The 12,960-nt window shown below is 74.3% G+C and carries 2 protein-coding genes; both read right to left on the bottom strand.

The window, feature by feature from the left end:
- Positions 1-35 precede the first annotated feature (35 nt).
- Complete coding sequence (locus R2B67_RS00515; protein ID WP_225994999.1) at positions 36-212, bottom strand: thiazolylpeptide-type bacteriocin; 177 nt, start codon at positions 210-212, stop codon at positions 36-38.
- 357 nt (positions 213-569) lie between these two features.
- The gene (locus R2B67_RS00510; protein WP_317815838.1) at positions 570-12,908 is read right to left on the bottom strand and encodes a non-ribosomal peptide synthetase/type I polyketide synthase; all 12,339 of its coding nucleotides are present in this window, start codon (positions 12,906-12,908) and stop codon (positions 570-572) included.
- Between the last annotated feature and the right edge of the window lie 52 nt (positions 12,909-12,960).

Raw genomic sequence — 12,960 nt, 5'->3', positions numbered from 1 at the left:
CGGGCGGTGCCGCGGAAGCCCTCACAGTTCCTGTGTCACGCGGTGTCGAGCTGGAGCGGCGGCTGCACGCTGCAACCGCTGCAGCCCTGACACGAGGTCGAGGAGGAGGACGACAGCGAGTACGTGGACTCGCCGATCCCCGCCGTGTCGCGCATCGCGGTGACGGTGATCTCACCGAGGTCCAGCGCGTCGAGATCGAATGAGGTAGCCATCTCGGGAAGTGACATAGGTGCTCCGGGGGTTGTGAGAGCAGAAATGGTGCTGATGTGCACCGGTTCGGCAGCGTAGGTCGGAGCGCGGAGCCCGGAGCAGCACCGTATTCAGCCATCGGGACGGCAGAGAAATGTCTCAAAAGCGCGATTACCGACGGATGACCATGCGTAGACCGCTGGAGCGTGGGCCGCGCGTTTGCTTCCGGGAACCGGCCAGACTGCGGCCTGGGCACGGACCGGCGACTGCGCCGGATCTCGCCGGAGCGGGCGATACCGGAAGGCAAAGGTGACCTTCCGGAGCCCCTCCGTCCGAATCTTTCTGTCGTCCGGAGGGGCGCGGAGAGACACTTCTTACGTTTATTCCGGGAATGCCCTTTGCCGGATCCGGCGGGCCACCTCCGCGTCGATGGTGCGGGTGAGCAGATGGAGCGGCGCCGCGTCGGTCCCGCCCGCTTCCGCCGCGGCCCAGTAGGCCAGGCCGGTGGCCGCGTCGACCGTGCCGCGAACGAGGGGCACGTCGGCTCCGGACGCGTGGAGCAGGGACTCCAGCCGGCAGGAGGCGATGGTGCCCGGGATCGTGGGCTGGGCGAGGTACCCGGCCGCCGCGGCGGCCGGCAGGCCGTCGGCCACCCGCCGTTCGACGGTCCCGATGCTCAGCAGGCCGCCGCCCACGACCAGGACGTCCCTCGCCCGGTCCATCCGGTCGAAGGCGCGCCCGGTGTCGAAGCAGTGCGGGAACGAGTCGTCGACCACCGTCGTACCGGGTTCGAGACGGTCGACGTCCAGGAGCGTGCCGCCGCCGCTGACCGCCGCGACGATCAGGCGTGCCCCGTACACCGGGTCGGGCAGCCCCTCGTCCGATGTGAGTACGTCGACGTCGTCGGCGAGTCCGCGTGCACGGAGGCGTTCGGCCAGTTCCTTGAGGCGGGGCCCGCTGCCCGGCACGTCGCACAGCAGGAGCCGGGCGGGCGGGGTCTGCGCCTGGCCGAGCAGCAGCTCCAGGGTGGAGGAACCGATGGAGCCCAGCCCCACGAACGCGACGGTGAGGGACTCCAGTTCCTGCCCGGTGGCGTCGAGCGCGGCGTGGACGGTCTTGACGACGGAGACGACGGTCGCCGCATGGCCGGTGGTGACGGCCGTGGTGGCTCCGCTGCCGCCGATGGCGCGTAGGACGTCGAAGCCGTAGCCGGTGAGCGAAGGGATCATCCCGGCGAGCGAGACGGACCGGGCGCCGAAGGACGAGGCGAGTTCCACGGCGCGTGCGGTGTGCCGGAGGAGGGCAGGGCCGGAGCCTGGCGCCAGTTCGTCCGCGAACAGGGGGGCGCACACGAAGCCCGAACGCCCCAGCGGGGTGCTCAGGGTTTCGAGGAGCCGTGGGCGCCCGTCCGGGAAGAGCAGGGCCCGCAGCTCCTCGCGGGGCAGCGCCGCCTCCGGCAGGCGGGCCAGCCGGGCGAGGTGGGACGGGGACGGCAGGTAGCCGACGAGTGCGGCATCCATGCGCGGCTCCTGGCCGGGGCCGTCCAGGCTCAGGTCCGGGCTCAGGCTCGCCACAGTCCGGCTCCCGGCGCTCCGTTGCTTCGGCACCGGCGCGCGGACCGGCACCGACGCTGGCACCTGCGCTGCAACCGGCCCGGACACTGACACCGGATCGGCCCCCGCGTGCGTCAGCGTGTCCCGTATCGCCTCCGTGAACGCGGCCAGCGCCCGCTGCGTGAACGCCGCCGCCGACGCGCGAACGGTGAGCCGCAGCTGCCCGGAATCCAGGCCGGCCGCCAGGAACACATCCGTACCGACCGGAGGCGGGGTGTACTCGCCGACGCTGTCCTGACGGCCGACCGTGAGCGTCCGCCCGCTCTCCGGCCCGAGAGCGGAGAAGTCCAAGTAGGTGAAGAAGAACTGTGAGGCCAGGGGCAGCCCGTCGGGCAGTGATGGTACGGGACCCTCATGGACCTGCGCCGCCGTCGCCTCGGCGACGATCCGCCGCAGATCGTCCTCGAAGTCCGCGCCCGGAGGCCGCCCGGAATCCGGACCGGCCGGCCGCAGGGGTACGGCCGTGGCATAGGGGCCGAACACCCGGTGCGCGTCCGGCAGGGCGAGGTCCCTGCCGCTGACGGCGAGACCGAGCACCAGATCCTCCCGGCCGGTCGCGGCCATGAGCGCCCGGTAGTAGGCGGTCAGCACGGGGGCGTAGAGGGTGGCGCCGGTGCGGGAGGCGAGACCGCGCAGCTGCTCCACCTGGTCCGCGCCGAGAGTGAACCCGTCGGTCAGGAAGGGCACGTGACGGCCCGCCTCACCGCTGCTCCCGCCGGTCCCGGCGCTCAGCACCGGCGGCCGGTAGGGCGCACTCAGCAGCGCCCACCTGCTCCCATCCCGCGTCGCCGCCGCCAGCGTGACGGCGTCGGCATCCGCACCGGCACCGGCACCCGTGGTCGCGGTCGCGTCCGCCCGTACGGAGAGACGGGCGGCGTGGTCGCGGAACGTACTGCGCAGCGGGGCCAGGGCCGGTTCCTCGCCACGTGACAGCGCGTCGTACACGGTCGTCAGCTCCCGGATCAGGAGCGCCGCGCTGTAGCCGTCGCCGATGATGTGGTGCGCGTGCACCAGCAGCACGTGGTCCTCGGGGGCGAGGGTGAGCACCCGCAGGCGCAGCAGGGGCCAGGCCCAGGGTTCGAAGCGGCGCGTCCGTTCGGCGGCGGTCGCCTCCTCGATGCCGTGCGGTCCGGTGACGGTCTCGAAGTCGACCGGCAGGCGCAGCGACGGCGGCAGCTCCTGCTGGACGGCCGGGCGTGCCCCGGCGGGAAAGACGGTGCGCAGCATGGGATGCCGTACGACGAGGGCGTCCACCGCCTGCTGGAACCGGGCAGTGTCGAGCGGGCCGTGCAGGCGCAGCCGCGTCAGCCAGGACGATGCCTCCCCCGGCGCGATGGTCTCGGCCAGCAGGAAGCCGCGCTGGGTGGGCGTGAGCGGGAAGGGCAGGGGCCCCGCCCCGCCCGTCTCCGCCCCGGCGACACCCACGTCCCGGACCGACGGGTCCCCGGCGGTGCCGGACGGGTCAGCAGCATCCGCGGCGGCCGCAGCCGCAGCCGCGTCCACGGCATCGGCGAGGGCGGCCAGGGTGCGGTGACGGTAGATCACGGTCGGCCGGGGGAGCGGCCCGCCCTCCTTCTCCAGCCGGGCGAACACCTCCAGGACGAGCAGGGAGTCGCCGCCCAGCGCGAAGAAGTCGTCCTCACGGCACACGTCGTCGGTCTGGAGCAGCACGGACCAGATGCGGGCCAGCCGGACCTCGGTCGGCGTGAGCGGCGCCGTACGGGAGACATCCGCGGGCTCCACCGGCTCCGCGGGCTCCACCGGCTCGTCGCCGCCCTCCGTCCGCGCACCCGCCGGGAGGGCCACCAGCCGACGCCGGTCGATCTTGCCCGTGCCGGTGAGCGGCATCCTGGCGACCGAGGTGATGCGGGACGGGACCATGTACGGCGGCAGCGTCCCGGCGAGATGGAGCCGAAGCGCCACCGCATCCGCGGCGGGCACCCCCGCCCTCGGGGTCACGAACGCCACGAGGCGGCCGTCCTGGAGGAGGACGACGGCTTGGGCGATGTCCGGACGGGCCTGCAGCACGGCCTCGATCTCGCCGGGCTCGACCCGGTTGCCCCGGACCTTCACCTGGTCGTCCAGCCGCCCGAGGAACTCCAGGGTGCCGTCCTCGGCGACCCGTGCCCGGTCACCGCTGCGGTACCAGCGCCGCCCCCGCCGATGCGTGAACGCAGCCTCGGTCAGGGCCGGTTCACCGAGGTATCCGGCCGTCAGGCCGACCCCCGCGATGAGGAGCTCACCGGCCTCGCCTAGCTGTCGCACCTCCGCGTCCGGACCGACGATTTCCACCTCCGTCCCGGCCACAGGAGTGCCGATGGGCAGCTGCCGTACGTCGTCGCCGGGCCGGGCGCCGATGATGTGGCAGGTCGTGTTGATGGTCGCTTCGGTCGGCCCGTACAGGTTGGCGATGCGCTGTCCGCTGCCGAACAGGTCGAACCAGCGGCGTACGTGGGCGGGCGACAGGGCCTCGCCGCCGACGTGGATCCACCGGAGGGAGGACAGATCCGGCCGTGGCGCGCCGCGCCGTACCCGCTCCTCGGAGGCGGTGAGGAGCTGTTCCCAGAGGGTGGGTACGGAGCTCCACACGGTGATCCGGGTGCGTTCGACGTGGGTCAGCAGGAGGTCGGGGTCGCGCAGGAGGTCCCGGTCCACCGTGACCACGGTCGCCCCGACGAGCAGCGGGGCGAGGAGCTGGCGGACGGAGGCGTCGAAGCAGAGCGACGCCGTCTGGGCGAGACGGTCGTGCTCGTCGTACCCGAAGGTGCCGATGGCCCAGGAGAGGTAGTTCTCCATCGAACGGTAGGTGATGGGTACGGCCTTGGGCCGCCCGGTGGAGCCGGAGGTGAAGATCACGTAGGCGATCGCCTCCGCGTCGACGGGCCCGACCGGCTCTTCGGCAGTCCCCTGCGAGGCGGGTTCCGTCCTGTCGGCGGAGACCAGGGTGACGTCACCGAGCGCCTCGCCCGCCGCACGGGTGGCGGCGTGGCAGAGCACGGTACGGGCACCCGAGCGGGCGAGCTGGTCCGCGAGGCGCGGGGTCGGGTGGCCGGAGTCCAGCGGCACCCAGCCCGCACCGGCGCGCAGGACGGCGACGACCGAGACGACCGCGTCGGCGCCGGGTTCGGTCAGCAGCCCGACCAGGCTTCCCGCCGTGACGCCGTGGGCCAGGAGGCGGGCCGCGAGGGCGTGGGAGGCACGGTCGAGTTCCCCGTACGTCAGGGTCTCGGCGCCCGTGTCGACGGCAACCGCGTCCGGGGTGGCCCGGAACCGGGTGAGCAGCCGCTCCACGATCGTGGCGGACCGGGATGTCGGTGCCGGATGTGCGGCCTCGGTGTCCGCCAGGGCGGCCAGCTCATCGTGGAAGTCGCGGTCCAGCCGCGCCACCGTCTCCGGTGCGAAGAGACGGACGGGGAAGTTCCACGAGAAGCGCAGGACCTCGCTGTCCTGCCAGCACAGCAGGCTGAGACGGGTCGCCGGGGTGCCGGTCCCGGCGGCGGTCGGCCGCACGGTCACCGGGCACCGAGCGTCGAGGGTGGCAGGGAAGCGGGCGAAGCTGAACCCGGCCGGGCTCACCGTCCGAGGCCCGGCCCCCGTGGGCCTGCCCGGCAGCAGCCGGGCCAGGTCGAGGCTGGTGGGCGCCGCATGCCGCTCGCTGGCCGGCCAGACCCGCCCTAGCCGCTCGGCCAGCTCCCACACCGACTCATGCGGGTCGCTCTCCCAGAGCAGCGGCAGGGTGTCGGCCAGCGGCCCCACCAGCCGGTCCAGACCCGGCAGCCGGGCGTCGCGCCGGGCGCGGGCCACGTTCACCGCGACCTCGCGCTGTCCGCTCCACCGGCCCAGGCAGCGCACATGGGCGGCGAGCAGCAGATGGAACAGGCTCACGCCGTGCTCGGCGGCCCGCTTCTCCAGCGCGGCGGTCAGCGGCGCGTCGAGGGCGCTCCCGTGGGTCGCCAGGGGAGCGGTCGGGAGGGCGTCGGGATCACCGTCGTACGGCAGTCGCAGCGCCTCGCCCCGGCCGGCCAGCCGCCCCGACCAGTAGCGCAGGTCGGTGGCGAGAGCCTGAGCACCGGCCGCCGAGGAGCGCTCCTCGGCGGCAGCGGCGGAGTACCGCGCGAAGTCGGTGCCGAGAGCGGGCAGCGACGGCTCGGACGCAGGCTCCTGCCCGTGGGCGAGGGCGGTGTAGAGCGACCAGAGATCCTCGGCGAGGACGTTGAGGCTGTAGCCGTCGCCCGCCACGTGGTGGATGACCAGCGTGAGATGGGCCAGGTCCGGGCTCTCCCGGGTGAGGACCGCCCGTACGGGAGGCTCGGCGGAGAGGTCGAACGGCCGGTTGCGCAGGGCGCTTTCGATGTCCTCGATACGCCCGGCGTCCTCCCGCACCTCGTACCAGGCGGACAGGGCGGTGGGCGGCGCGATGTACTGCCGGGGTGCGGTCCTGCCGTTCCCGTCCGTCCGGTCCTCGACGCGGACCCGCAGCATGGTGTGCCGGTCGGCGAGCGCGGTGAGCGCGCGGCCGAGGAGCTCGCTGTCCAGGGGCCCCTGGACGGTCTGGCGTACGTATCCGTGGGCCGGGATGTCCGGGTGGAGCCGCCCGCTGGTGTGCAGGGCCAGTTGGACGGGGGTGAGCGGGAACGGCTCCCCGTCCGCGACGGGGGAGGGGGCCTCCGGGAACGCCGGGAACGCCGGGGGCGGGTCGGCCGGGGCATCGAGATGCGCGGCCAGTTCGCGGACGGTCCGGTACTCGAAGAAGAGCGTGGCGGGCAGGGAGGTGCCCAGCTCCCGCTCCAACTGCCGTACGAGGTCGACGGCGGCGAGCGAGTCCAAGCCGAGGGAGAGGAACGGCGCGTCGTCGGGGATCTCGGCGGGAGACAGCCGCAACGCCGCCGCCAGGAGCCGGCGCAACAGCGCGGCGGTCCCCGAGCCCGTACGCGTAACGGCCTCTGCGGCCACCGGCAGGGAGCCAGGCTGTGCATCCGACACAGCCCCGGGCTCCGCCCCCGGCACGGGCAGCGACGCCACGGCCCCGGCCACGGTCCCCGGGACATCGATGCGGGGCTCGGCCAGCGCCAGATCGGTGCGGGGCGTGGCCGGCGCCAGATGCGCCAGCACCAACTGCGCCGCGTCGACACCCCATGCCGTACGGAGCGCCGCCAGCGCGGGAGCGGTGGCCACAGGCCGACTGCCGACGCGCTGTACGGCGGCGGAACCGGGCCCCGCCCCGGCGCCGAGGCCCGCCGCCATGCCCGTTTCGGCGAACGCGGCGAGGTTCACGGACTGCCAGGGCCGGCCCGCCCGCCGCTCCGACGCGGCGAACGCGTCGAGGAAGGCGTTGGCACCGGCATAGTCGCCCAACGCGCCCGCCAGACCGGGCAGCAGGGCGGAGACCGAGGAGAACACGACACAGACCGCCGGGGCGAGCCCGTGCCGTCGCAGCGCCTGCGAGAGCAGCCACGCGCCCCGCGTCTTGGCGGCCAGAGCGTCGGCCGTCTCCCGCGCGCTCCTGTTCCGCAGCGTGCGGGGGCGGACCACTCCTGCCGCGTGGAAGAGCCCGTCCAGACGGGGCAGTTGGGCGAGGAGTGCGTCGACGTCCCGTTCCACCGAGACGTCGGCCACGCGGTAGCGCACGGTGGCGCCCAGCGCCCGAAGCTCCTCGACGAGCCCTGCGGGCGGCTGGAGGGAGCGCCCGGCGAGTACGAGTGTGGGGCGGCCCCTTGCGGCCAAGTCCCGGGCGAGCGCACCCCCGATCCCGCCGCCGCCCCCGGTGATGAGGAAGGTGCCGTCGGGCGCCAACGGGGACGCCGCCGCATCCTTCGCCGCCAGAGGCGCGATCCCCCGGGTGAGCCTGCGGCCCGCGCGCCAGGCGACTGTGGTGGTCGCGCCCGGCGCGCCGCCCGCACGGAGTTCGGCGAGCACGGCGGCGAGCCGCTGGGCAGGGGTGTCCAGCGAGCAGAGGTCCACCCCGGTGGCCGAACAGCCCGGCGTTTCCTGCGGCAGAGCCAGCAGCGGCCCGGCCAGCACCGCATACACCGGCCGTGGCCGCTCGGGGGAGGCCCCCGTGGTGTGGACGTCCTCCGTCAGCACCAGCAGCCGGCGCGCCCGGGTCCCGTCCAGCAGGGCGAGGGCCTCGTCGAAGGCGGCCAGCGCGCTCTCCTGCGCCCGGCCGAGTGCGTCGGCGTCCTCCTGGGCGGGCGCGGGCCCGGCCACCAGCACCACGGCGTCCGGCGGCCCCTCGCCCCCGGTGTGCAGCCGGACGCCTTCGGCGGCGAACTGCTCGGCGAGCCGGCTGACGGACGCGGCGTCAGGACCGGTCAACAGGACGGAACGCACGGCCGCCGCCGACGCCTCGGGCAAGCTGGCTTCCTCCCACAGCACCCGGTGCAGCAGCGGGCTCACCTGCGGATCGGCCCAGTACCGGTCGCGCCGGAAGGGGTAGGTGGGCAGCGGCACCCGGTGGTGGTCCGCGTCGAGCGCGCTACGGTCCAGCGGCACACCACGCGACCACAGACGCCCGACGGTCTCCAGGAGCGCCCGCCGCCCGTCACCGGCCGAGGTGCCACCCTCGGCACCGCCGGGGAGCGCGGGAACCACCAGCACGGCCCCGCCCCGGCCCGCTGCCCCCGCCCTGCTCCTCCCGTCCGCGTCCGGGTCCGCTCCACTCCGCCCGCCGGCAGGCGCGTCGTCCGGGTCTTCCACCGGACGCACTCCTGCGGCTGCCGCCGCACGTGCCGCGCCGGACAAGGTCGCCCCGTGCCCGACCTCCACGAACGTGTCGTACCCCTCCCCGGCCAGACGCTCCACGGCGGCCCCGAACAGGACCGGTCGCAGGGCGTGTTCGCGCAGGTACTCCGGACCCAGGACCGGCTGCCACTCGGCGGTGACCGTACTCAGCAGAGGGACGGACGGTTCATGGAGGGTGAGCGCACGCGCCGCGTCGGCGAGCCGCTCGGCGACCGGGCGCATGAGCGGCGAATGGAAGGCACGGGAGACCCGCAGACGACGTACGGGAATGCCCCGGGCATCGAGGTCGCGGGCAGCCCTCTCCACCGCGCCGACGGAACCGGAGAGCACCTGAAGCCCCGGCCCGTTGTACGCGGCCACGGCGAGATCACCGTCGGCCCCCGCCACCACCGCGGCGACGGCCTCCTCACCTCCCCGTACAGCGACCATCGCGCCGGGCTCGGTGAACGCGCCCATGAGACGGCCGCGTTCAGCGGCGAACCGTACGGCGTCCCGCAGGGTCAGCACCCCGCCGACACAGGCGGCGGCGATCTCCCCGGCACTGTGCCCGGCGACCGCGTCGGGCTCCACGCCCCACTCCCGCAACTGCCGGGCGAGCGCGACCCCGGAGGCGACCAGCAGTGGTTGCGCCACCTCCGTCCTGGCCAGCGCCTCGGGGTCCGCCTCCGGATCCAGGCCCCAGTCCGTCAACGGCCGCCCGCGCACCGGCCCGAGGAGCGCGGACGCCTCGTCGAGGGTGTCCCGGAACACCGGCGCCGTCCGGTACAGCGCCCGGTCCCGCCCGGGGAACTGCGCGCCCTGCCCGGGAAACAGGAAGACGAGCCGCGGCCGCGAACGGGCGACGCTCTCCACGCCCGGCACGGACGCCGCGAGGCGGGCCCGCAGATCACCGTCCGCGACGACGGCGAGCCGGTGGGGACCGTCGTCCCGGGACGTGCTCGCGGTCAGGCACACGTCCCCTTCGTCCAGCTCCGGGTGCTCGTCGAGGTGGGCGGCCAACCGGTCCGCCGCCTCCCGCAGCCCGTCCGCGCTCCGGGCCGACAGCGTCAGCAGATGCGGCCCGGCCGAGGCGCCCTCGTACGGGGCGCGGGGCGGAGCCTCCTCCAGCACGGCATGCGCGTTGGTGCCACCGAAACCGAAGGCGTTGATGCCCGCCACGAGCGGCCCGGCGGAGGTCCACTCCCGGGCCTCGGTCACCACGGAGAAGCCGGCGGGTGCGAGCCCTGGCGCGGGAGACGCGTGGTGCAACGACGCCGGAATCCTGCGGTGGCTCAGCGCCAGCACGACCTTCACCAGCGCGGGCAGCGCGGCCGCGTTGAGCAGATGCCCGATGTTCGTCTTCACCGAACCGAGCAGCCGCGGCTCACCGTCGGCCCGTACGGGAAACGCGTGGGCGAGCGAGCGCAGCTCGATCGGATCCCCCACGGCCGTGCCCGTGCCATGGGCCTCCACATAGGTCACCGCAGCGGGATCGACACCGGCCGCCTCGTACGCACGGCCGATGACCTCGCGCTGCCGCAGCGGATTGGGGGCCATGAGGCCCATCGAACGGCCATCGTTGTTGACGGCCGTGCCCCGGACCACCGCGAGTACGGAGTCGTCGGCGGCACAGGCGGCATCCAGGCGCGTCAGGACGACGGCCGCGCCGCCCTCGCCGGGCACGAAGCCGTCGGCGTCGGCGCTGAAGGCGCGGCTGCGGCCGGTGGGGGAGAGGGCCTGTGCCTCCTCCAGCAGACGGTGACCGGTGGACGTCAGGTGGAGGTTGACCCCGCCGACCACCGCGAGGTCGCACTCCCCGTCCAGCAGGCTGCGCCGCGCCAGGTGCAGCGCCACCAGCCCCGACGAGCACGCCGTGTCCACGGCGAGCGCGGGACCGTCGAGGTCGAGGCACTGGGAGACGCGGGCGGCGATGAGGCTGGGCAGGTTCCCGGTGAGCGTGGCGGGAAGAGGCGACCCGTCGGCGGAGGCACGGTCCAGCACCTCCCGGTAGCCGCTCTCCCCGACGGCCGCGAAGACCCCGACCCGGCGGCCGCGCCGACGGGGCCCCGCGTACCCGGCGCGTTCGAGGGCCTCATGGGCGAGTTCGAGGAAGAGCCGCGCCTGCGGATCGAGCGCGCGGGCCTCGTCCTCGCCGATCCCGAAGTAGCCGGCGTCGAAAGCGGCGGGGTCGTCGAGCAGAGCACCCCAGCGCTTCCGGGCTGCTGCCGTACGGGCCCCGGGGTCGTCCCATCGCCCGTCCGGTACGGGGGTGACGGCGTCGTGCCCGTCGACGAGCAGGTCCCAGAAGGCGTCGGGAGTGTCGGCGCCGGGGAACCGGCACGCCATCCCGATGACGGCCGCTGACACGTCCGCCGCCCCTGAAAGCCGCTCACTCTCCGGGCCGGAGGCCGGGCGTACCGGAACGGAGGAGGCCAGAAGACGACCGGCGAGTGCGGCGACCGTGCCGTGGTCCCGGATCACCGCGGGCGGCAGCGTCAGACCGAACGCGTCCTCCAGCGCCACGAGAACCTCCATGGCCTTGAGCGAGGTCCCCCCGAGGCTTCCGAACGGCTCGTGCAGCCCGATCGACTCCACGGCCCGGCCCAGCACCCGCGCCCACACCTCCCGTACGGCCTGTTCGGCCTCGGCCCGGGAACGGGGCGCCACGGCCGGTACGGGCGGCACAGGAGCCGCAGGAGCCGCAGGAAACGCGGCAGACGCGACAGCCTCCCCCGCCCCCCACTTACCCGCCTCCCACTCACCCGCCTCGAATCGCTCCCGCAGCCGCTGCCGTTGCAGCTTCCCGCTCGTCGTACGGGGAAAGGCCCCCGGAGGCAGCGCGAGCACCCGTACGTCGTCGTGGAGCAGCGCCTCGCGCACCCGGGCGGCGACCCGTTCGAGCACCTCCGCCGCCTCGCCCGGCGGCCGGGCCCAGGGGACGAAGACGACGACCCGTTCCCCGCCGGTCACGGGATCGGTCGAGCCGACCACCGCCGGAGCACCGGCCGGCAGCCCGGAGGTCGCCGCCGCGACCGCCTCCATGTCCGGGGCGTGGAAGGTCCGGCCGTTGAGGAACAGCACGTCATTGTGCCGCCCCGTGACACACAGCCGTCCGTCCCGCAGGAAACCCAGATCGCCGGTACGCAGCCACCCGTCCGCGAACACATCGGCGCTGACGCCGGGAAGTCCGTGGTAACCGCGGGCCAGCTGAGGACCGCTCACCAGGATGTGCCCGACCCGCCGGTCCCCGAGCTCCGCGCCCCCGTCGTCGACGATCCGCACGGCGCAGCCCGCCACCGGCAGCCCGACGTCCATCAGTTCGACGGCTCCCTCGCCTGCAACGGAGCCCACCACCGAATCCACCACCGAGTCCACCGCCACGCCCCGGCTCAGCGCTTCCCGGTCCAGGACCAGCGGCTCGGCCACTTCCCCCGGCGGCGGGAAGGTCACCGCCAGCGTCGCCTCCGCCAGCCCGTAGACGGGCTGAGCCGCCGCAGGATCGAGCCCCGCCGGGCGCATCGTACGGGCGAACTCCCGCCACACAGCGGGCGCGATCGGCTCCGCCCCCACCAGCATCAGCCGCACGGCCGACAGGTCCAGCCGGGCGACGATCTCGTCCGGAACCCGTCGTACGGCCAGCGCCAGGGCGAAGTTGGCCGCGGAGAGCACGGTGGCCCGGTGCCGGTCCGCCACCTCGAACCAGATCCGGGGCCGCTTGGCGAACGACAGCGGCCCGATCTTCACCTGCCTGGCGCGGGCGGCCAGCGGAGCGAGGTGGGTACCGATGAGCCCCATGTCATGGAAGTACGGCATCCAGCTGACCAGGACGTCGTCGGCATTGAGCGCCGAGGCCTCCCGTATCTGCTCCAGATTGGCCAGCACCGCACGATGGGTGACCTCCACCCCCTTGGGGGCACCGGTGCTCCCCGAGGAGAACTGCACGAAGGCGACGTCGTCCGGCCCGGCACCGAAGGGCTCCCGCAACACCGGCCCTTCCCGCAGCGCATCGAGCGTGAGAGCGCGTACGTCCTCCGGCAGTTCACCGGCCACCGACCTGGTCGCCGCGTCCACGACGACGGGCGGCCTTCCCAGGTGCTCCCAGACCGGCAGGATCCGCCGGGCGTCGGGAGCCAGCGGTACGGGGACGATACCGGCGGCCAGCGCGCCCCAGAACATCGGCTGGAAGTCCTCGCTGCGATCGGCGAGCAACGGCAGACAGGTCCCCGGCACGACGCCGGCCTCCCGGAGGCCACCGGCCACGTGCAGCGCGTCGTCGAGGAGTTCGCGCAGCGTGACGGTCAGCTCGCTGCCGTCGCCGCGCACATGGACGACGACCTGTCCGGGAGCCTCACGGACCGCGCCCAGCAGTACATCCAGCAGTGTCATGTTGTTGTCCACCGGTCCGTCAGTCCGTTCCCCATACGCGCGGCGACGCACG

This window comes from Streptomyces cyaneofuscatus (assembly GCF_033109485.1).
GTDB classification, from domain to species: Bacteria; Actinomycetota; Actinomycetes; order Streptomycetales; family Streptomycetaceae; genus Streptomyces; species Streptomyces cyaneofuscatus.
This window is presented reverse-complemented; position numbering and strand designations above follow the sequence as displayed.